Here is a 19,923-nt window from a genome sequence, read left to right as displayed (position 1 = left end):
ATGAAAGCTGAATTTAATACGGCTAATCCTTGCATTTAGATGGACGCTCCCCTTAATCCGTTAAAAATCTCCGAAGTGATGGTTTTTATCGTCCTAAGAGGAATATGAACTTCTGTGTCTAAGCACGCACATCGTTGACTGGAGCGAGTTTTTATCGTCCTAAGAGGAATATGAACTCAATGTAGGAGAGGGATCTTTTGAAGTGATTATCCGTTTTTATCGTCCTAAGAGGAACTATGAATCAAATAATATGGGTTCCGCACCCATTTCTATAAGCCTTTATCTGCTTTAAGAAGAACACGAGCAATAATATGGTGAGAGGATGTCTTCTTTTTCAAAAAATTAGAAGAGTCTCACATTTTTCCAGAAAGAACCTCTTCCGCTTTGAGTCTCACAGCCTCCAGAAAGCGATCCGATTTGTACTCACAGTAAGCTTTCATGTAAAGCGCGCCTTTTTCTGTTAGAATTTCTATCTTCAAACAGCCGTCCTGCACGAAAACCCTGAAAGAGTTTCCAGAGCTCTTTTCAGAACTACCTGTGAGATGCAGGGAGTTTATCCATGGAAGCTTGCTGAGACTTTCGATCGCTTTGTAGGTTCGCTGAACCACTTTTTGTCCATGGATTTCAAAGCCGACGAGCTTTTCTTCAGGAGATCTGCTAGAGTAAAAGACGGGATGGTCAATGACCGAATAGTCCCAATCCACACTTTCGGCGTAAATTAACCCCATTGGATTCAGAGCCACGTAGTCTTTTCCATCTATATGCACTCTGTCGAGAAACAGCTTCATTTTTTCAGGAACTCTCGACCAGCTTTTCCACTCACCGACCTTCAAAAACTTTGAAAGCTCCAGCTCACTGGCCGCATCAAGAAGAGCAAAGACCAACTTGTTTCTGTTGTAAACTTCCTGATCCAGGCCTACTGGAAGTGGTGGAAGTACTACCATGTGGTTGAACCTTTCAAACCTGTAACAGACGGGAATGCCAAGGGCCTGACCCAGAGCTACTGCGTAGGCTATCTGTGCCTTATATCCTCCCGTTGCGTTGATAACGACCCTTTCCCTGCTCGACCTTGCGTACTTTGCCATTTCCCTGACGAGATTCCTCAATCCCTTGTTTCTGAAAGTAAACTCATCTTTGTCATTCAGTCCTTCTACCTTCACCACGTGAACACTTTTGAAATCCAACCCGTGATCGTTCTCTTCGAAATAATCCTTCAGGATCCTACCTATCTTTTCTCCCTCCGGAGTATCTGAAACAAGAAGGTAAAGCGCTGCTCTGTGCTCCACAATTCCCTGCTTGACAATGCTTGCCATCGAGTTGATTTCTGCTCCAAAGCTTCTGTTGTTCAAGGGATCATCCAGTTTTCTCAGGATTTTGACAATCTCTGAGAGTCTGTTTTCTTCATAAAACACCCTGGCTTCTTTCCCAAGATTTTCTCTGTTGATGTTTTGATAAAGACTTGCACCAACTGTACATATCGCGTGATCCTTCATACTTCTCCTCCTCTCAGCACCACCATACCGAACCCCATGCTGTTCTTCTCTCCAAATCCCGCCTCGTACCCGATCTCTATCAGTTTTCTGTCACCGCAGATTTTGAACGGAAAGACAACAGCTCTGACGAAGACGTCCTTCAATCTGATGCGTTTTGTTATACGCTCTCTGGACTTTATGTAGTTCCAGTCTGGTATGATCTCCACGTCACCTTCAGAATCCTTTCCGTAGAAGATGCGATACTTTTTGAACAGGTTCTTTTTGAAAGCTTCGTAGAATTCTTCCTCAGTTGGGAGGAGGTATCTGTGAACCAGCCTGCCGTTTCTTTCTTCAGGAACGCTCACAACCAGAGGAGAGATCATGATGAAATTGTACTCTGAAAGAACAGGAAGGGGATCTTCAACGGCGATCGACTGGACTACGAACTCGGCGTTTCCAACTCTTATCACAGGATTTTCTGAAAGAGATGCAAACATGTACCTCACAAAGTCGACGACAGGAGAAGATATGTGCCACCATCCTCTTCCTGGAGACACTATCAATTTATCGCCTTCCACCCTTGAGTTCTCGAAGAAAAGCTGGGAAAAGGTGAAGAATTTGAACCTTTTTCCGTATCCTGTTTCATGGAGGAACTTTGCGAAGTTCTCACTTTGAGAAGCCAGTCTTTTGTAGATGAAAGACGAAAGAAAGTAGTTGTAATTCAGCGGAATGCTAGTCTCCGACGTTTGAAAATGAATTCTTATCCTCATGTCACTCCCCCTTTTTGTGATAATTTTATCACTCTTGATTCTCGTCATCTTTCAAAGAAAACGACAGGCAAAGAGCCTGCCGTTCGGATCGTGACTCTCAATTTCCCTCGAATCCTTCAGGATGTGCTGAGTTAACTCTTTTTATCTCTTCTTTTCTTCCAGGCCATGTACTTTTTCAGATCTTTCTGGACGAGATCCCAGACGAATCTTATAACCGCTGCATCGTCGATGTATCCGATGACAGGAATGAAGTCGGATATGGGGGACAAAATAGAGCATTCTTTCAACATCGAAAAAAGCACCTTGAATTTCTCGAAAACACTTCCAATCTTTTCAGAAGCCCTCTCGAGGATTTCTTCTTCACTTTCTACGCACTTTTTTGCTTTTTTGAGAAGTTCTTCATTTTCGTCTTCGAGAAATTCTTCATAAGTAGTTCTCACCTTTCAAGGCTTTCACCTCCTTCGTGCCTGTGAGTTTGCAAATGGGATTTTTGAAGCACTTCAGAAGAGAAAAAGACAGCGGGCGAAAGGTCCACTGCTCGGATGATACTTATCAGGTCTCTTCCAATTTTTGCTTTTTGTTTCTCACTCGTATTCTTCCTCGGTATCCTCGAGTTCTTCGATCAATTCACCAATGGCCACAAGAATTGCTATTACTACTGTGATAGTCTTTAAGAAGGTATCCGTTTTCATTGTGTTCTCCGAATTTCCCAGTACACTTTCCGTTCCCCTTTAAAATCGACCAGTTCGCATTCTTCGACGCCGCCTTTATCTCTTCCACCTTGTTTGCAATCAAGAACCATGACTCGAAGTCTTCATCTGGAAGATCTTCTAGATATAAGATCATTTTCACAGCCATCGATTTTTCACCGATCGAGGATGCCACTTCCGAACTTTTCTGGCTTGCTTTCGCTCTCTCTGAATTCACACTTACACTTTCTATCTATACAGCATTGCTGAGAGGTATGGGAACGAAAAACAAAAAGCCGGGCACGAAGTCCGGTACACGCTCTGGTACTGTCAGCAGGCTTCTCCTGTTTCAAATTTTAAATGCTCACATAAGTTCCCTTCTGCTTCACAAACTCTATAAACCTTCTATACGTTGGATGAACAGAGAGTGTACTGGAATCTCCTATTGCCACCAGTTTTCTCTTTGCCCTCGTGAGAGAAACGTTGAGCCTCCTCAAGTCCTCAAGAAAACCCATCTCTCCTCTCCCGTTTGATCTTACAAAAGATATGATGATCACCTCTTTTTCTCTTCCCTGAAATCCATCCACACTGTGGACTTTCACCTTCTCTTTGACGAGGTCCTTTATCAGGTCCACCTGGTCATCGTAGGGGGTAATCACTCCTATCCACTCTTCCTTCACTCCCATAGAAAGAAGCTTTTCCACGATCTCTTTCACTATCCTGGCTTCCAGTGGGTTTTCTCTCGATGGAGAGTCTTTCCTTTGTCTTTCGAACCTGTCCGGTCTGCTTCTGGTGTCTACAAACACGAGTACGTTTTTAGGCGAGAGTATCATGTCCCAGAGCTTACCAAAGCTCGGTGGTTCCACACTGAGGTCAAGAAGGGTGATGTTTTTCACACTGTCGTCTGCCTTGAGTTTTCTATCGTAGAATTCGGTGCTGGGGAACTCCATCAGGAGTTCGTTCATGCGGTACTGAGTGTCGAGGAGAAGAGATTTCTCAGGATACTTCTTTATGAGCTCTTCAAAAAGAGTTCTAGAAAGGTCCCTTGCCTCCTCCGATAGTACTGTTGGAGGAAGCTGTCTGTGATCCCCAGCGAGAACGAACTTTTTCCCTTTGGAAATGGGAATCAAGATGCTCGGAATCGTTGCTTGAGACGCTTCATCGACCACTACCACATCGAAGAGGATGCCCGCCACTATGTCCAGAGCGGCAGACGAGTTGGTGGAGAGCACTACCTGAGCTTTCCTCACTATACTGTTCGCAATTATCTCCTCTTTTTCTTCGATGAGCTCTCTTGTTTTCTGTATCCTGTCGTTCAGCTTTATCCACTCTGCCATTTCTTTCATCTTTTCTTTTGGAACACCCCTGACGCTCCAGTTCTTCTCGGCGTACTCCAGGATCTTTTCGTCACTCAGTCCTCTCCTCCACTGAGGCGATGGTTTGGTAAATCTGTCTCTTTTTTCAATCAGCCTGGAGAGTTCCTCTTTCATTTCTTTCACCTTTGCGTACTCATCGTGAGTTTCGATCTGATGTGCAAGGGTGGATTCCTTCAGGTGTGCGGACACCCTCGACGGATGACCTATTCTCACGAGCGACACTTTTCCCCAGAGTCTTTCTACCAGGTTGTCCACCGCAAGGTTGCTCTCCGCTGTGACAAGAAGTTTTTTTCCACGTGCTACTTCCTGCCTAATGTACTCCACGAGAGTTCTTGTCTTTCCTGTTCCAAATGGCCCGTGTATGAGGAAGAAATCGGAACTGCCGAGGGCAAGTGATACTGCCTCTCTTTGACTGTCATTGAGACCCTCATCAAATGGTGTGAAGGGCTCTTCCAGAGATTCTCCAGGTTTCCTCTTCCTCAGGAGAAGCTCGAGCGCTTTTTTCCCCTCTGGTGAAAGGCTCTTCAGATTCTCTATTTGTCTTCTGAAGGTGATGTCACTTGCAAACAGATCTATTCTGACGTTTTTGAGTTTCCAGGGTGGAAGTCTGTCGACCGCCACGGTAATGAAGCGTGTTCCTTTTTCCACCACAGTTCCCGTGTAATCACTTTTCAGAGGATTGCCTTTGCTTATGAGAACGAGGTCCCCCACCCCGATTTCTGTGTCTATCTCCTTTCTTCTTCCGAATCTCACAAGGAAATACCCAAGCTCTTCTCCCACGAACTTTCCTGTGAGGCCAAGAATGGCGCGTCCTTTCTTTTCTCTCTCCTCTCCAGAGAGACGTTTTATCTCGTCGAGCATGGCGGAGATTTCGGCGTTTCTCTCGAGTTCTACAAGTCTTATGAGCTTCTTTACGAACTGCTGAACTGTCATTCTCCTCTCACCCTCATCCTCGGACCGTCCTGGATGAATCTCCCTCTGAATTCTTTCTCCTTCAACATCAGATGACTGTCGAGGTCGTGGAAATCGAACGCACCTGTTCCAAGGGCAAAGTGTACGCTCTGGTTTATTCCAAGGCTGGACTCTCCCATACATCCTATCATGAGTTTCAGCCCCGCTGCCTCTGCGATCTTCACAATGGAAAGAGCGTCAGAGATACCGGACTTCATGAGCTTGATGTTCACATAATCCACTGCTTCTTCCTTCACAAGTCTCATCACGTCGAACTTCGTCCTCGCAGATTCGTCCGCCGCCACAGGAAACGGAGAGTGAAACCTCACAAACTTCAGGCCGTCTATATCCTCTCTCCTCACAGGTTGCTCATAGACAGACACATCCACTCCCGCCTGGTAGATTTTCCTCGCAAATTCCAGAGCTTCCTTCGGAGAGTAACCCATGTTCGCATCAACGATGTACTTCGCACCTTTTGTGACCTTTGCTATCTCCACCATTGCCTCGATGTCTTCTCTCAGGTTCTCTCCCACCTTGACCTTTATCACCCTGAAGCCCTCCTCGAAGATCTTCTTTGCCTCCTCCACTCGCTTTTCTACGGAGTCTATTCCCACTGTCTTGTCCGTTTCTATTTCGCTCTTTGCACCTCCAAGAAGATAACACACCTGGGTGCTGAGTTCCTGCGCCAGAGCGTCGAGCACTGCGAACTGAATGGCCGCCTTCAAACTCGGAAAGGCAAAGAACTTGTCCGTGATCTCAAAGATCCTTGCGTAGTTTCGAACGTCCAAGCCGGTGATCATGTCTTTCACTACATTTTCAACTGCCAGAAGAGCCTCCACTCTCTCCCCGTTCACCCTGAATGAAGGAGATGCTTCTCCGTAGCCTTTGATACCGCTCTCGAGTGTGATCTCAACCTCTACGTTTTTACTCTCGGAAGAAATGCTGCCCGTTATATGGAAGGGCTTTTCGTACTCGTATCTTCTGATGGTGAATTTCACATCTACTACCCTCGACATCGCTCACACCTCCTCGAAACTCAAAACTTCCAGAGAACTTTCGAAAGGAAGCCTTCCGTCCTCGTCTTCCGCCTCCCCCACCTGATTGTCGGTGGGATCCTGTCTGATGTAACGCGGTTTTGGATCAAAATCTTTCATGAAATTGTCGTTCGCTACCATTCTGAAACCATCCAAGTTTCCAAAGTAAAACCTCCTGAAGGGTTCCTTTTCCCTTCTTGCACCTCCAAAGGAAAGATCCGCTGGAAGCCAGCCGTAAGGTTCCACGTAGAAAAGTGCCCAGTCGTGCGGGGAGGCAAAGACTGGGTTTATGTACCATCCAGACTGCCACCTTGCCGGAATTCCTGCTATTCTGCACATCGTTATGAACAAAAGAGCCTGGAAACCACAATCGCCTTTCAGATTGTCCACCACAAAGTCTGTGATGTTCTCATAGAGAGCGTACGGTTTCACATAAGAGTATCTTACGTTGAGTGTAATCCAGTCATAGATCTTTTTCGCTTTGAGATACGGATTTTTCTCGCTTCCCACCACTGTTTCGGTGAACCACCTGAGTTTCGGTGTGAAGACGATGTGAGGAGGCTCTTCCTTCAGGAATTCTTTGAAACGCTTGGGTTCTTCGACCGTTTCGGGGTTGATACGGCTTGTCCACTCCCTCACGGTGTACTCGAACTCCACGAAGTAAACGGTGTCGTTTCCTTCGAAGTATATCGTTCTCTGTGGAACATTGTTCGGCGCCAGATAGAACTCCTTGTGACTTGCCCGCAGAAGTTTTACGTTTTTGGTTTGGAAACCCTCTTTGGGGAACGGAAGCCAGACACGGTTCCTGGAAGAAGCTTTCTTCAATCTCAGGGTGATCCTTGCCTTCACAAGGTATTCCTTAGGTTTTTCACCTCTTATGAGACGCTCCAGACGATCATGAAGGATCTCTCGGGCTTTTTCGCCTTTTTCATCCTTTTTCTTAAGTTTTTCTTTGTACTCTGGTTTTACAAAGATAAGATTGTGAAAGAAGCGCCTTTCGAATCGTCTCTTTCCATCTACAACTATGTAGTCAAGAACGCCTTCTTTCAGAAGACGGCGAAACTCTTCTTCGGAAAAGTCTTTAAACATCTCTTTGAGTTTTTCAAGTGCTTCTCTTTCATCGAAAGGATAATTTTCGAGTAGCCTTTCAATTCTTTCTTTCTCATAGATGAGTCTTTTGCGTTGAAGTGATGGAAGGTCTTTCTTCAAAAACTCATCGATCAGCTTCAAAGCAGTGGAAAAGTTTCCCAGCGTTTCCTCTCTGATGACATCCTCTGGTAAACTGTAGATGAGAAACTCCATAGTCTGAACCTCCTTGAAAGGGAAGTGAAAGGTGTGTTCATAGAACTATCTTACCCCATAGAAGAGAAAATGATAAAGTATCCAGACAACCCCCCAACTTATTTTGAGCCGACGGATAGGATCGAGCAGGGAGACATTGTTAACACAACGATGATCCACCACTTCTCTCACACAGGAACCCATGTGGATGCTCCGTTTCACTTCTGCAAAGATGGCTGGACTTTGGATGAAGTTCCGCTCGAGTACTTCGTGTTCGATCACCCCGTGCTTGTGAGCAAAGAAAAAGCCCCCACGGAACTCTTCACAATAGAAGATCTAAAAGGGGTGGACCTGAACGGAGCAGATCTTCTCATGTTCAGATCGGGCTTTTCCAGGCTCAGAAAAGAAGATCCTGCCACCTATCGGTTCTCGTTCCCTGGGATCTCTCCAGAACTCGCAAAATTCTTGAGAGAAGAAGTTCCAAGTCTCAAAGCGATCATGCTCGATTTTCTCAGTGCTGATCCCCTTGTTGCGGGAGCAAAAGAAGGGTATCTTGCTCATAAGTGGCTTCTTTCGAAGGAGTTCAGCAGGAAAAGACCGATTATCATTTTCGAAGATGTGAATCTAGAACCCATCGTTGGAAAGAAAATAAAGCGTGTGATCGCACTTCCAGTGAGATTCAAAGGGTTGGACGGAGGCCCTGTCAGCGTGCTGGCGGAGGTGAAGTGAGTTAAAACAGATTCATTACAAGAGAAGAGAAAACAGGAACGGATACGTTTTGACACTCCCGATCCCCTAAAGGGGATGGGATTCTTGGCAGCTCTTCAGGCTGCCTTCTATGGAGCGCTTACTGCTCCATGGCCACAGAGGTGCGGGTTGAACCTCACACCTCTGGCGGGTGCCAACACCGCTACTACTTGGGACTTTCTCCCAAGATACCTTCGCCAAATGTTTATCGCTCCCACTCCGTCCCTGTGATAGCTGAATCCGCATTCTCCACATCTGTAATTTCGACCATTCGGATGGTTCCTGCTACCACATACAGGACATTCCTTGCTAGTGTATGCTTCAGAAACCATCTTTACCTCAATCCCGAACAGCTCTGCCTTGTAGGTTATCATCTCGATCGTTTTCCTGTAAAGCCATTGATGAAGTTTCTGGTTGAAGTTGTCGTTTCCTTTTGCATTTTCTCTGATGTTTGTGACGTCTCCAATCACGATGGTTCCGATTTCTTTTTGCAGGCACAACCCGATGAAGTTGCTTGTTATCTTGTGCAGTATGTCTCTTATCTTGTTCCCTGCTCGTTGAAGCATCCTTCTTTTGGCTTTCAGCAGTTTTCTGTATCTTCTGGAGTCTTTTTTGCACCTGCTTAGCGCTCTCTGAAACTCTGCCAGTTTCTTGTTGCGGTATCTGATTGTGCTGTTTAGAACTCCACCGTGGTATGAGATTACTTCAGAGCCATCAAAGCAGGTTATGGGACGGAGTATCCCAAGGTCCACTGACATAATGCCAGCTTGATTACTCTTACGTTTGTTCTTCACCTCTATTCCAAGGTGAAGATAGTATTTCCCGTCTTCATAGACGAGTTTTACCTGTCTGATTTTTGTGTTAGCAGGCAGTCTCGTTGGTATCAAGATCGGCTTTTGAGCGCTGCCCAGCGAAAGTCTCAAAGTTCCGTCGGGCAAAAGTTTTATGGCAGTCTCTTTCCAGATGAAGGGCATGAAGTTTTTCTTTTTGTACGGTGGCTTTAGATCTGGATTTTCCTTGCTTGCTTTGAAGTAGCTGTAGAGTGCCTGAAAGTACTGCTGAACCATGGCCTGTTTTGAATGGGTGTGAATGTTGATGCTGCTGGCCCATCGCAGGATGTACTTTTGTGCTGTGTTGGGTGAAAGCCAGAAATTCTTTTTTCGTTTTATCTTCCTGACCAGGGACATGGTTTTGTTGTAGATTCTGGCTGCTGTCTTGTTCAGTTCAGAGCACAGAGGGTAAAGCCCTCTTGGAACAGGTACCTTGTAGGTTCTGATCACATGTTCTGGCACTCTTTTATGTACCTCCTGATGGCTTCACAGACATCACCCTGTACAATCGTACCACACATCTGATAATTAACAGGCCCCTTACTCTTCCCCTGAAGGAAAAGACCTTGCGGGGCTGGTTTTTCTGTCATCTATCGACAGAGGAAGAACCTCACAGGTTGTGGCAACCACGCTTCCCAGAAAGGCGGGAAAGAAATCCATCAACCCCGCGTGAAAGATCATGTAAGCAACAAAGAGGTTGACAACAAGGGCCGTTATCGTTCCTTCAAGGCTCTTGTGGAATAACCTTTTTTTTCCAAAGGAAATTCCTACGATCTTCGCGGTCATATCCCCAAAGATGAGAAAACACCCTGCTGTGAAAGAAACTTCCTTTTCGAAGAGCAGAAAGCTTAGAAGTACTCCAAGCAAAAATAACGTCATGGAGGAGATCTTTTTTCTTTCTCCACTCCTGTAGATCTTCACCTCAAGTTCCTCGTGGAAGAATCTGTGAACCCGCCGACTGATCAACCTCGAGATATCGGCCAGAAGGAAGATGGAGAAAACAACCATCACGAGCAACAGGAATTCTTCTTTTTCCATTTTCAAGCTAAGAAGAAGGAGAAGAAAAGCGGCAGGCCTGATCAGTACTCTCCAGCCTGCTTCACCCAGCTTCATCGCTCTCTCTTCCAGAACGTTCCTCAGATTGATCATCCAGAGTGTACCCACAATAATCCAGAGAAACCAGAGATGATTGATTCCTCTGAACGAAAGGATCAATCCAAGGGCGGGAAGAACGAATGTTCCCACAACATCCCCCTTCCTGCTACTCCAGAGGAGAACAAGCACAAGAGACAAAAGGACAAACAGATCCGAGAGGAACCACTGGATTGGAAACTTCAACCATGTGTTCCAGAGGAAGAAAAGAAGAAGCCCCACACTCGTTGCCGCTCCTTTTCCTCCTCTGAACTGCAAACAGAAGGGGAAGACATGACCAATCACCGCAAAATACCCTGACAAGAGTGCAACAGAATCTGACTGCCCCATCGCTTTTGAGATCTGTACAGCGAGAATTCCTTTCGTTGTATCGTAGAAAGCTGTGACCATGGCCGGCCACAACCCCACCGTTCTATAAACGTTTGTGGTCCCCGCGTGTTTCGTTCCCACGCTCCTTACATCCACTCCTGCGATGACTTTCACGAGAAAATAAGCGGGCAGGATACTCCCCAGCAGGTATCCGATCAGAAGAGAAAGGATTATGTTCGATCACCTCGAGAAAACCCCGCCGATTGGCGGGGTGTCTTCACACTTTAAGTCTCAAAAGATCCCTCAGATGTTTCCTCTCTTCTTCGATGATCAACTGAACCGGCTCTTTTTCTGGCACATAGCTCAGTATCTCGCTATAGAATACAATGGAGTCTTTCTCAACTTCTATTGCTCTCCTTATTGCTTCTCTCAGATCGTCAGGTGGTGTGTCTTCTAGTTTTGGAAAGATGGAGATCTCCGCGAGAGATTCCAGGTATCCAAGTAATTCGTCGGATGAGTTGAGCTCCTGCTCATATTTATCCAGGATTTCTTTGAACCTTCTGGAGTGGTCTCTCTCCTGTTCTGCGAGTCTTTCAAAAAGAGCTTTTGTTTCCCCTTCAGTTTTTTCAGCAAGGTTCTTGTAGTAAGAATAACCGGTTGATTCAATCTTCAAAGCGATGTTTAAAAGATCCTTCGGCCCTATCATTCTACCGCCTCCTCCACAGGCAGAGCCGGTGTGACCTTACTGATGGCACCGAACCTGCAGACTTCAATACAACTGCCGCACCTGACACACTCTGCCTGACTTATCGTGTGTGGCTGTCTCACCTGACCACTTATACATTGAACAGGGCAGACTCTCGCACAGGCAGTACAACCGACACACTTTTCTGGATCTATCACGTAACTGATGAGGGCTTTACATTTCTTAGCAGGGCATTTCTTCTCTCTGACATGCGCCAGATACTCGTCCCTGAAGTATCTAAGGGTCGAAAGAACAGGATTCGGTGCCGTCTGACCAAGTCCACAGAGAGATGTGTCCTTTATTACATTTGCTAGTTTCTCAAGCTCTTCTATGTCCTCCTCTGTTCCCTCACCGGAGGTGATTTTCTCCAGGATCTCAAGCATTTTTTTCGTTCCTTCTCTACAGGGTGTACACTTCCCACAGGATTCTTCCACAGTGAACTCGAGGAAGAACCTTGCAACGTCGACCATACAATCGTCCTCGTCCATCACAATCATTCCACCTGAGCCCATGATCGCACCGAGTTTTTGCAGGGATTCAAAATCAACCGGGGTGTCTATGTACTCAGCGGGAATACAACCTCCACTGGGGCCTCCCGTCTGAATGGCCTTCAGTTTTTTGTCACCCACTATTCCGCCACCGATTTCGTAGATGAGCTCTCTGAGAGTGATTCCCATTGGAACTTCCACAAGCCCCGTGTTCTTCACCTTACCGGCGAGCGCGAAGACCTTCGTACCCGGGGAGCTCTCCGTTCCGTACTTCCTGAACTCCTTCGCACCATTTCTGATGATCCAGGGTACGTTCGCGAGCGTTTCCACGTTGTTAATCACAGTTGGATATCCCCATAGGCCTTTTTCAACGGGGTATGGAGGTTTCACTCTGGGTTGGCCCCTCTCCCCCTCTATGGAAGCCATGAGTGCTGTCTCCTCACCGCAAACAAACGCTCCCGCGCCGATTCTGATCTCGATGTCGAAAGAGAAGTTCGTTCCCATGATGTTTTCTCCGAGAAAACCATACTCTCTTGCCTGCTCCAGCGCGATGCTGAGTCTTTCTATGGCAAGGGGATATTCAGCCCTGACATAAACGAAACCTTTCTGGGCGCCTACTGCGTAAGCGGCGATTGCCATTCCCTCAATGACTGCATGCGGGTCTCCTTCGAGGACAGATCTGTCCATGAACGCTCCAGGATCTCCTTCGTCTGCGTTACACACAACGAATTTCTTCTCAGCTTTCTGTTTTGCTGCAAATTCCCACTTGAGCCCCGTTGGAAAACCTGCTCCTCCCCTTCCCCTGAGTCCACTGTCTTTGATCTCTTTTATCACGTCTTCTGGCTTCATCTGAAGGGCCTTTGCGAGTGCAAAATATCCATCTCTTGCGATGTACTCTTCTATCTTCGTAGGATCAATGATACCGAGGTTTCTCGTGACGATCTTCACCTGTTTTTTGAAGAAGGGGACCTCCTCGTGAACCTTGGGAACGGGTTTTCCCTCGGGAGCCCGGTAGAGATATTTTTCGACGATCCTTCCCTTCAGAATGTGTTCTTCAACTATTTCCTTTGCTGCCTCGGGAGTGAGTTTTTGATAGAACACCCCATCCGGGTAGATTACGGCGATCGGTCCCAGCGTACATGCACCCATACAACCTGTTTCTATGATTCTGACGGCTTCATCAAGACCATATTTTTTCAGTTCTTCTTCGAAGGCATCCTTAACGCTCTTTTCACCGGCGGAGATACAGGCTCCTCCCGCACAGATGAGAATCGTGCTCGTTGTAAGCGACACTTCCTTCACCTCCAGTGTCAAGCTTCTCCTCTTCTAATGACCATATCCTCTACCACTCTTCCTTCCAGTATATGCATCTTCACTATTCTTCTCGCGTTCTCAGGTGTTACTCTGCCGTACACGATGGGCTCCTGTCCTTCGAGTCTCACTTCCACCGTCGGTTCTACCTCACAGAGACCCATACAACCAGACTGGACAACCGACACATCGCTCACGTTGTATTCGCTGAGCGCCTCGACGATCGCTTTCAAGGTCTCCTTTGCACCGGCAGCGATCCCACACGTTCCCATTGCAACCGTTATCTTTCCTCTCTTGCCAGTTTCTCCTCTCAACTGAAGCTCTTTAAGGACCTGCTCCTTTATTTTCATTAGCTCCTCCAAGCTTTTCACCTTACCCATTCCTCATCCCTCCCGCCTGTATTTGTTTATGATTTGAGGCACCATGTCGGGTGTCACCCTGCCATAGAAGTCGTTATCGTCCACCATGACGACTGGGGCCATACTGCACGCACCAAGACACCTCACACCGTGAACGGAGAAGAGCCCATCGCTTGTGGGTTCGTCTGGATTTACCTTGAGTTCTTCGAGAAATCTTTCGAAGATCCTGTCTGCTCCCTTCACGTAGCAAGCTGTTCCAAGACATACTTTGATCTGATGCTTTCCTTTGGGTTTTGTGGAGAAAAAGTTGTAGAAAGTGACCACACCGTAGATTTTGGAGAACGGAACATTGAGTTTGTCCGAGATGAACTCGAGGACATCTGCCGGAAGGTATCCGAACAGTTCCTGAGCCTTGTGAAGCACCTGTATCAACACATCCTTTTTTCCCTCGTAGTCGTTCTTTTCTATGTACTCATCCAGTTCTTTGAAAATCTCTTCTTTTGACTTGACCAACCCAGCCACCTCCTAACCGAAATTAAATCGAGAATTTTTTCACAATTTTTATCTGATATTTTTTTCACATTCATCACTCCAATTATATCATTCCAGAACGTTGTACACCGAAAAGAAAAGAAAAATTTGTGAAGTGATAGAATCAAAAAGGAAGATTGAAGCTGGGTGATCGTTCGATATTCGACAACGAACTCCTTTACGCTGACGGACAACACAAGTTCTTCTTTCTGGGATGGGAAGAAAAAGAAGAAGAAAAAGAAAAAGAGATTGTCCAGACGAATCGATTTCTGATACTGGACGGTAACGAAGAAGCTCTTCTAAATCCGGACAGAGCACACGTCCTCTCACGTGTTATGTCCAATATCACCGAAATAACGGAACTCTCCAACATAAAACACATATTCTACACACCCCAGGATCCTGACGTCACATCCGATATACTGCTTTAGCTTTCCATATGCGAGAGCGCAAAGATATACATCTCCTCCCTTTGGGTTAGATTTCTTCCTCATTGAATCTATTTGGTTTTTCGACCAGAAAAGGATCGTTCCGATCTGATCTCGTCGACAATTTCTAGGTGATTCCATGAAAGAAATCGTAGACAAACTGACGTTTGCCTTCTTCGCAGAGAATACTATCATACATGTCGCTCACAAGCCAGCTCGACGAAGCATTGACCAGAAAGTTTCAAAGAGTTCAACAGAAGGTGAAAGGCATCAAAGATAGATTCATAGAACTCAACAGGGTGTTTCAAAAAATATCACAGGATTTCCAGAAGGACAGTGAGAAACTGATCGAAGCCGTTCAGGAAATGGAAAACCATGAAGATAGCACGGGAGACCAACATCCTCGATTTGAACGCCACCATAGAAGCAGCACGTACGGGAGAGGCCGGAAGGGGGTGCGGTGGTTGCAAGCAAAGTTCAGAACCTTCCCAATGAGATGAACGAGGCCACAAAATAGATCGAAGGCAAAACGATAAAGATAATAGAATCCACCCAGCGTTCCCTTGAAAATCTGGAATTCATGGCAAATCTTTTCGAGACGGTAGGAAGAACCCTTCAGAACATGATCCAGTCCATGGAGAAAAACGTAGTCCTCCTTGCAAGAAGTAAAGGACACCCTTGACAACTCGAGTAAAACGTTGTCCGAAGAAAGTGAAGAGATCAACACAGCCACAGAAGTGCTGGAAGAGACAACTAAAGGATTCACAACGATAACGAGAGTGATAAACTCTGTGGTCTCTGCTCAGAAGAAGCTGAAAGACCTGGAGATTTAATAATCTGTTCAAGTATATCATTTATGAAATGAACCATGTATTTGATACAATTACGTGGGTTAAATCACATTTGTAAGGAGGTGCAATCGATGCCCGTTGCGAAGAAATACTTCGAGATTCGATGGCATGCACGAGCCGGTCAGGGTGCAAAGAGTGCTTCTCAGATGCTGGCAGAAGCGGCACTGGAGGCAGGAAAGTTTGTTCAAGCGTTTCCGGAATACGGTGCAGAAAGAAGGGGCGCTCCCATGAGGGCGTTCAACAGAATAGGCGATGAGTATATCAGAGTGAGATCTGCAGTAGAAAATCCAGATGTTGTTGTAGTGATCGATGAGACACTGCTTTCCCCCACTATCGTGGAAGGTCTGTCAGAGGATGGTATCCTCCTCGTGAATACGGTGAAGGATTTCGAATTTGTCCGGCGGAAAACGGGTTTCAACGGAAAGATCTGTGTGGTTGATGCCACAGATATCGCTCTTCAGGAGATAAAACGCGGTATACCGAATACACCTATGCTTGGAGCCCTGGTCAGGGTAACGGGTATCGTCCCACTCGAAACGATAGAACAGAGAATCGAGAAGATGTTCGGAAAGAAGTTCGCCCCTGAGATTGTCGAGGCAAACAAAAGGGCTTTGAAACGGGGATACGAAGAAGTGAAATGTTCAGAATGAGGAGGTGTGAAGATGTCTCTGAAAAGTTGGAAAGAAATCCCTATCGGAGGAGTCATTGACAAACCGGGAACGGCAAGAGAGTACAAGACAGGAACATGGCGTGTGATGAGGCCTGTTCTTCACAAAGAAAAATGTATAGATTGTATGTTCTGCTGGCTTTACTGTCCCGATCAGGCAGTTATCCAGGAAGGCGGTATCATGAAAGGATTTGACTACGACTACTGCAAGGGTTGTGGACTCTGTGCAAGTGTCTGTCCAAAGCAGGCCATAGAAATGAGACCCGAGACAGAGTTCTTGGGTGAGGAGGGATGAAAATGGAAAGGGCTGTCGAGAGAGTGGCCGTCACTGGTGCCGAGGCCGTTGCTCACGCGATGAGGCAGATAGAACCTGACGTTGTTGCGGCATACCCCATAACACCTCAAACACCCATTGTCGAATACTTTGCCAGGTTCGTCGCGGACGGTGTTGTCAGAACAGAGATGATACCCGTTGAAAGTGAACACAGTGCCATGAGCGCAGTTGTGGGAGCTGCTGCCACGGGTGCAAGGGCGATGACGGCAACCAGTGCAAACGGCCTTGCGCTGATGCACGAAATAGTTTACATCGCCGCATCCTACAGACTTCCCATCGTGATGCCTGTTGTGAACAGGGCGCTGAGCGGTCCAATAAACATACACTGTGATCACAGCGATGCGATGGCAGAAAGAGACTCCGGTTGGATACAGCTCTTCGCCGAGACAAACCAGGAGGCTTACGACCTTACAATCCTTGCTGTGAGACTTGCAGAGCATTCCAATGTGAGACTTCCCGTCATGGTGAACCTGGATGGATTCATTCTTTCTCACGGAGTGGAGCCCGTTGAGCTCTATCCTGACGATCTTGTGAAGAAGTTCGTTGGAGAACCCAAACCCATGTATCCTCTTCTGGACACCGATCATCCTGTGACGTGGGGTCCCCTTGATCTTTACGATTACTACTTCGAACACAAGAGGCAACAGGTTGAAGCGATGGAAAACGTGAAAAAAGTGTTCCCTGAGATCATTAAAGAATTCGAAGAGACGTTCGGGAGAAAATACTGGTTCGTTGAACCATACAGGTTGGACGATGCGGAACACGTGATAGTTGCTCTTGGTTCCACGAACAGCACGATAAAGTACGTGGTCAATGAGATGAGGGAAGAAGGATACAAAGTTGGTGCACTGAAAATCTGGATGTTCAGGCCGTTCCCGAAGGAACAACTACAGGAGCTCCTCAACGGAAGAAAGAGCGTGGTTGTACTCGACAGGGCCGTTTCCTTCGGAGCAGAAGCACCGCTTTACGAAGCTGTGAAGTCCTCCCTGTACGAAGTTGCAGCAAGACCCAATCTGGGATCCTACGTGTATGGCCTTGGTGGAAGGGACATAAAACCAGAACACATCAGGAAAGCCTTTGAAGATGCAATAAACGGAAATCTAATCACGGACGAGCAGAGATATCTTGGCCTCAGAGAATGAAGGAGGTGTGAAGAATGCCCGTTAACATAAAACAGCTGGCCCAGGAGTTTGACAAAAAGGAAATTGGTATCACACAGGGACACAGACTTTGTCCTGGATGTGGGGCTCCCATCACGGTGAAGTTTGTGATGATGGTGGCAAAACATCTTGGATACGAACCAGTCGTTGGACTTGCAACAGGTTGTTTGGAGGTTTCCACCACCATATACCCGTACACTGCCTGGAGTGTTCCTTACATTCACAACGCCTTTGAGAACGTAGCAGCAACGATGAGCGGTGTGGAGACGGCTTATAGGGCTCTGAAAAACAAAGGAAAGATTCCTGAGGATAAAAAATACGCCTTCATAGCGTTCGGAGGAGACGGTGGGACGTACGATATTGGACTTCAGTCACTCTCTGGAATGGTCGAAAGAGGTCACAAGGTGCTCTACGTTCTTTACGACAACGAAGGTTACATGAACACAGGAAACCAGAGATCTGGATCCACACCACGAGGTTCTGACACTACAACAGCTCCTGTTGGAAAGAAGATCGCCGGAAAAGTTCAGCTGAAGAAGAACATCGTTGAAATCGTTGCAGCCCACGAGAATGTTTATGCTGCAACCGCTGTTCTGTCTGATCCTATGGATTTCTTCGCCAAGGTGGAAAAGGCTCTGAGCTTCGATGGCCCAGCGTTTATTGCTGTCCTCTCACCGTGTGTTAGATTCTGGAGGGTAACGGAGGACAAAACGGTTGAGATCTCAAAGCTCGCTGTGGAGACGAAATACTGGCCATTGTACGAAGTGGAAAGGGGAGTCTACAGAGTCACCAGAAAGCCGAGACAGTTCAAACCCATTGAAGAATTCTTGAAGGCGCAGGGAAGATTCAGGAAAATGCTCTCAAGACCTGATGCAAGAGAGTTTATAGACGAATTTCAAGAGTACGTTGACAGAAGATGGGAAAGGCTCCTCGTACTGGAGGAAGCCACAAAGGACAAACCCATCAGATAAGAGGCGGGGACAACCCCGCCTTTCTTATGAGGTGATACCGGGCTTTCCGGAAAGGTTGCCATAGTCACAGGCAGAGGGCAGGGAATAGGAGCCGCTATTACTCAGCTTTTTGCAAAAAACGGGATGAAAGTGGTTATAGCGGAAATAGACGAAGAAGCCGGTGTTGAAAGAGAAGAAATCCTGAGGTCGAAGGGCCTGGACGTCACTTTTGTGAACACAGACGTTTCAAATGAGGAGTCTGTAAAGAACATGGTGAAAAAAACTGTGGATATCTACGGTGGAGTGGATGTTCTTGTGAACAACGCTGCCATAACTTCTGTGAAGAGCATTTTCGAAAGGACTCTGGAGGAATGGGAAAAGGTCATCAGAGTTAATCTCACAGGCCCCTATATTTGCTCTCGATACTGTGCAAAAGAGATGATAAAACGTGGTGGGGGTGTGATCATAAACATAGCAAGCACGAGGGCCTTTCAGTCAGAGCCAGACACAGAGCCCTACTCCGCATCGAAGGGAAGGCTTGTTGCTCTTACTCATTCTCTGGCTGTGAGCCTTTCGAAATACAGAATAAGGGTGGTGTGCATCAGCCCGGGTTAGATAGAAACATCAGAGTGGAAAAAGAAATCTCTGAGGAAAAAGCCGGATCTGAGGCCCATCGATCACGAGCAACACCCTGCGGGAAGAGTGGGAAATCCGATGGATATAGCTCATCTTTGCGCCTTTCTGGCGGACGATGAAAAAGCCGGTTTCATAACGGGAGTGAACTTTATCGTCGATGGTGGAATGACGATAAAGATGATATACGAGGAGTGAAAAAACGGGGTTTGTCTTTGTAGGGCTTGGAGGAGCCATTAGAGTGTTTTTCCGGTACGTTCTCTCCAGGTTGATCAACTCACTCCTGCCGTTTTTCTATGTTCCTTTTGTGACAGTTGTTGTGAACACTGCTGGATCCTTCCTTCTTTCGTTTCTAACGTTCACTTCGATCGAAAGGGTTCCGATTTCCAGGGGGATGGTTTTCTTTTTTCAGAACGGGGGTTCTTGGTGCCTTCACCACTTTTCCTACCTTCACGTACGAGACACTTTCCCTCATCAAAGAAAGTCCCATGAGAGGAATAAGCTATGCACTGATGAATTTGCTCTTTGCTTTTGTCTGTGCGTATTTCGGTATGATTCTGGGGAGGGGGAGGCTGGTATGAAACTCCTCAAGGTATATAAAGTATATATTGGAGAAAAGAATAGGGGGGAAACCTCTCTTTGAGTTCCTCGTGAAACGCGCTTACGAACTGGGAATGAGGGGCGTCACCGTTTACAAAGGAATAATGGGTTTTGGTCATAAAAGACGCATGCACAGAAGCGATTTCTTCAGCCTTTCACCCGATCTTCCCATCGCCTTGGAGATAGTCGATGACAAGGAAGGGATAAACACGTTTCTAGGCGAGCTCGATGGTACAAACTTCGATGGTCTCGTCT

At 46.6% G+C, this 19,923-nt stretch carries 22 protein-coding genes and 2 pseudogenes; 11 read left to right on the top strand and 13 right to left on the bottom strand.

The genetic code is table 11. The features are described 5' to 3' along the window. Window positions 1-353 precede the first annotated feature (353 nt). The 7 genes from J7K79_RS00450 to J7K79_RS00420 form a co-directional block, all read right to left on the bottom strand. Window positions 354-1,493, bottom strand: coding sequence for a putative CRISPR-associated protein (locus J7K79_RS00450; RefSeq protein ID WP_296903947.1), 1,140 nt, complete (start codon window positions 1,491-1,493; stop codon window positions 354-356). Next, window positions 1,490-2,242: a CRISPR-associated endoribonuclease Cas6 gene (cas6, locus tag J7K79_RS00445; protein WP_296903945.1), complete on the bottom strand. Its 753-nt coding sequence runs from the start codon at window positions 2,240-2,242 to the stop codon at window positions 1,490-1,492. The genes J7K79_RS00450 and cas6 overlap by 4 nt, the downstream gene beginning before the upstream one ends. Window positions 2,243-2,373: 131 nt before the next feature. Continuing rightward, window positions 2,374-2,682: a DUF1232 domain-containing protein gene (locus tag J7K79_RS00440; RefSeq protein ID WP_296903943.1), complete on the bottom strand. Its 309-nt coding sequence runs from the start codon at window positions 2,680-2,682 to the stop codon at window positions 2,374-2,376. A 187-nt stretch (window positions 2,683-2,869) separates the two neighbouring features. Then, a complete protein-coding gene (locus J7K79_RS00435; RefSeq protein ID WP_296903941.1) occupies window positions 2,870-3,169 on the bottom strand; it encodes a hypothetical protein in 300 nt (99 codons plus the stop codon). A 118-nt stretch (window positions 3,170-3,287) separates the two neighbouring features. After that, a complete protein-coding gene (locus J7K79_RS00430) occupies window positions 3,288-5,240 on the bottom strand; it encodes an IGHMBP2 family helicase (protein ID WP_296903939.1) in 1,953 nt (650 codons plus the stop codon). Beyond that, window positions 5,237-6,274, bottom strand: a complete 1,038-nt coding sequence (locus J7K79_RS00425; RefSeq protein WP_296903937.1) for an L-Ala-D/L-Glu epimerase — start codon at window positions 6,272-6,274, stop codon at window positions 5,237-5,239. Before J7K79_RS00425 ends, J7K79_RS00430 begins: the two co-directional genes overlap by 4 nt. Before the next feature lie 3 nt (window positions 6,275-6,277). Further along, on the bottom strand, window positions 6,278-7,594 hold the full coding sequence (locus tag J7K79_RS00420; protein ID WP_296903935.1) for a transglutaminase-like domain-containing protein: 1,317 nt from the start codon (window positions 7,592-7,594) through the stop codon (window positions 6,278-6,280). A 33-nt stretch (window positions 7,595-7,627) separates the two neighbouring features. Here J7K79_RS00420 and J7K79_RS00415 point away from each other — a divergent pair, with 33 nt between their 5' ends. Further along, the gene (locus J7K79_RS00415) at window positions 7,628-8,302 is read left to right on the top strand and encodes a cyclase family protein (RefSeq protein ID WP_296903933.1); all 675 of its coding nucleotides are present in this window, start codon (window positions 7,628-7,630) and stop codon (window positions 8,300-8,302) included. A 107-nt stretch (window positions 8,303-8,409) separates the two neighbouring features. Here the strand turns inward: J7K79_RS00415 and J7K79_RS00410 are convergent, their stop codons facing one another. The 6 genes from J7K79_RS00410 to J7K79_RS00385 form a co-directional block, all read right to left on the bottom strand. Then, window positions 8,410-9,612: a transposase gene (locus tag J7K79_RS00410; RefSeq protein WP_296903931.1), complete on the bottom strand. Its 1,203-nt coding sequence runs from the start codon at window positions 9,610-9,612 to the stop codon at window positions 8,410-8,412. 78 nt (window positions 9,613-9,690) lie between these two features. Further along, on the bottom strand, window positions 9,691-10,815 hold the full coding sequence (locus J7K79_RS00405) for a glycerol-3-phosphate acyltransferase (protein ID WP_296903949.1): 1,125 nt from the start codon (window positions 10,813-10,815) through the stop codon (window positions 9,691-9,693). Window positions 10,816-10,888: 73 nt separating this feature from the next. Then, window positions 10,889-11,317: a ferritin family protein gene (locus J7K79_RS00400; protein ID WP_296903929.1), complete on the bottom strand. Its 429-nt coding sequence runs from the start codon at window positions 11,315-11,317 to the stop codon at window positions 10,889-10,891. Next, the gene (nuoF, locus tag J7K79_RS00395; RefSeq protein WP_296903927.1) at window positions 11,314-13,137 is read right to left on the bottom strand and encodes an NADH-quinone oxidoreductase subunit NuoF; all 1,824 of its coding nucleotides are present in this window, start codon (window positions 13,135-13,137) and stop codon (window positions 11,314-11,316) included. Before nuoF ends, J7K79_RS00400 begins: the two co-directional genes overlap by 4 nt. A gap of 17 nt (window positions 13,138-13,154) precedes the next feature. Next, window positions 13,155-13,535, bottom strand: a complete 381-nt coding sequence (locus J7K79_RS00390) for a (2Fe-2S) ferredoxin domain-containing protein (RefSeq protein ID WP_296903925.1) — start codon at window positions 13,533-13,535, stop codon at window positions 13,155-13,157. Window positions 13,536-13,538: 3 nt separating this feature from the next. Beyond that, the gene (locus J7K79_RS00385; protein WP_296903923.1) at window positions 13,539-14,027 is read right to left on the bottom strand and encodes an NAD(P)H-dependent oxidoreductase subunit E; all 489 of its coding nucleotides are present in this window, start codon (window positions 14,025-14,027) and stop codon (window positions 13,539-13,541) included. A gap of 155 nt (window positions 14,028-14,182) precedes the next feature. Here J7K79_RS00385 and J7K79_RS00380 point away from each other — a divergent pair, with 155 nt between their 5' ends. From J7K79_RS00380 to J7K79_RS00335, 10 genes and pseudogenes are all read left to right on the top strand, one after another. Continuing rightward, window positions 14,183-14,476: a hypothetical protein gene (locus tag J7K79_RS00380; RefSeq protein ID WP_296903921.1), complete on the top strand. Its 294-nt coding sequence runs from the start codon at window positions 14,183-14,185 to the stop codon at window positions 14,474-14,476. Between the two features lie 372 nt (window positions 14,477-14,848). Further along, window positions 14,849-14,968 (top strand): methyl-accepting chemotaxis protein, encoded by a 120-nt coding sequence (locus tag J7K79_RS00375; RefSeq protein WP_296903919.1) that lies wholly within the window; start codon window positions 14,849-14,851, stop codon window positions 14,966-14,968. 161 nt (window positions 14,969-15,129) lie between these two features. Beyond that, entirely contained in the window at window positions 15,130-15,306 is a 177-nt protein-coding gene (locus J7K79_RS00370) for a hypothetical protein (protein ID WP_296903917.1), read from the top strand. Window positions 15,307-15,395: 89 nt separating this feature from the next. Further along, window positions 15,396-15,974 carry a pyruvate synthase subunit PorC gene (gene porC / locus J7K79_RS00365; RefSeq protein ID WP_296903915.1) on the top strand — a complete coding sequence of 193 codons (579 nt, stop codon included), beginning with the start codon at window positions 15,396-15,398 and terminating at the stop codon, window positions 15,972-15,974. A 12-nt stretch (window positions 15,975-15,986) separates the two neighbouring features. Continuing rightward, complete coding sequence (porD, locus tag J7K79_RS00360; protein ID WP_296903913.1) at window positions 15,987-16,286, top strand: pyruvate synthase subunit PorD; 300 nt, start codon at window positions 15,987-15,989, stop codon at window positions 16,284-16,286. 2 nt (window positions 16,287-16,288) lie between these two features. Beyond that, entirely contained in the window at window positions 16,289-17,467 is a 1,179-nt protein-coding gene (gene porA / locus J7K79_RS00355) for a pyruvate synthase subunit PorA (protein ID WP_296903911.1), read from the top strand. 14 nt (window positions 17,468-17,481) lie between these two features. Continuing rightward, window positions 17,482-18,456 (top strand): thiamine pyrophosphate-dependent enzyme, encoded by a 975-nt coding sequence (locus J7K79_RS00350; protein ID WP_296903909.1) that lies wholly within the window; start codon window positions 17,482-17,484, stop codon window positions 18,454-18,456. 60 nt (window positions 18,457-18,516) lie between these two features. Beyond that, window positions 18,517-19,266, top strand: a pseudogene (locus tag J7K79_RS00345) (glucose 1-dehydrogenase). 37 nt (window positions 19,267-19,303) lie between these two features. Next, window positions 19,304-19,649 (top strand): annotated as a pseudogene (locus J7K79_RS00340) (CrcB family protein). A 27-nt stretch (window positions 19,650-19,676) separates the two neighbouring features. Beyond that, the coding region (locus tag J7K79_RS00335; protein ID WP_296903907.1) for a DUF190 domain-containing protein at window positions 19,677-19,923 on the top strand (247 nt) is incomplete at its 3' end.

It is taken from the genome of Thermotoga sp. (genome assembly GCF_021162145.1).
Taxonomy (GTDB): Bacteria; Thermotogota; Thermotogae; order Thermotogales; family Thermotogaceae; genus Thermotoga.
This window is presented reverse-complemented; position numbering and strand designations above follow the sequence as displayed.

Bases quoted from the DNA above. Each gene is read 5' to 3' on its own strand.
- J7K79_RS00450 (WP_296903947.1), bottom strand. From the start codon at position 1,493: ATGAAGGATCACGCGATATGTACAGTTGGTGCAAGTCTTTATCAAAAC.
- cas6 (WP_296903945.1), bottom strand. From the start codon at position 2,242: ATGAGGATAAGAATTCATTTTCAAACGTCGGAGACTAGCATTCCGCTG.
- J7K79_RS00430 (WP_296903939.1), bottom strand. From the start codon at position 5,240: ATGACAGTTCAGCAGTTCGTAAAGAAGCTCATAAGACTTGTAGAACTC.
- J7K79_RS00425 (WP_296903937.1), bottom strand. From the start codon at position 6,274: ATGTCGAGGGTAGTAGATGTGAAATTCACCATCAGAAGATACGAGTAC.
- J7K79_RS00420 (WP_296903935.1), bottom strand. From the start codon at position 7,594: ATGGAGTTTCTCATCTACAGTTTACCAGAGGATGTCATCAGAGAGGAA.
- J7K79_RS00400 (WP_296903929.1), bottom strand. From the start codon at position 11,317: ATGATAGGGCCGAAGGATCTTTTAAACATCGCTTTGAAGATTGAATCA.
- J7K79_RS00390 (WP_296903925.1), bottom strand. From the start codon at position 13,535: ATGGGTAAGGTGAAAAGCTTGGAGGAGCTAATGAAAATAAAGGAGCAG.
- J7K79_RS00375 (WP_296903919.1), top strand. From the start codon at position 14,849: ATGAAGATAGCACGGGAGACCAACATCCTCGATTTGAACGCCACCATA.
- porC (WP_296903915.1), top strand. From the start codon at position 15,396: ATGCCCGTTGCGAAGAAATACTTCGAGATTCGATGGCATGCACGAGCC.
- porD (WP_296903913.1), top strand. From the start codon at position 15,987: ATGTCTCTGAAAAGTTGGAAAGAAATCCCTATCGGAGGAGTCATTGAC.
- porA (WP_296903911.1), top strand. From the start codon at position 16,289: ATGGAAAGGGCTGTCGAGAGAGTGGCCGTCACTGGTGCCGAGGCCGTT.
- J7K79_RS00350 (WP_296903909.1), top strand. From the start codon at position 17,482: ATGCCCGTTAACATAAAACAGCTGGCCCAGGAGTTTGACAAAAAGGAA.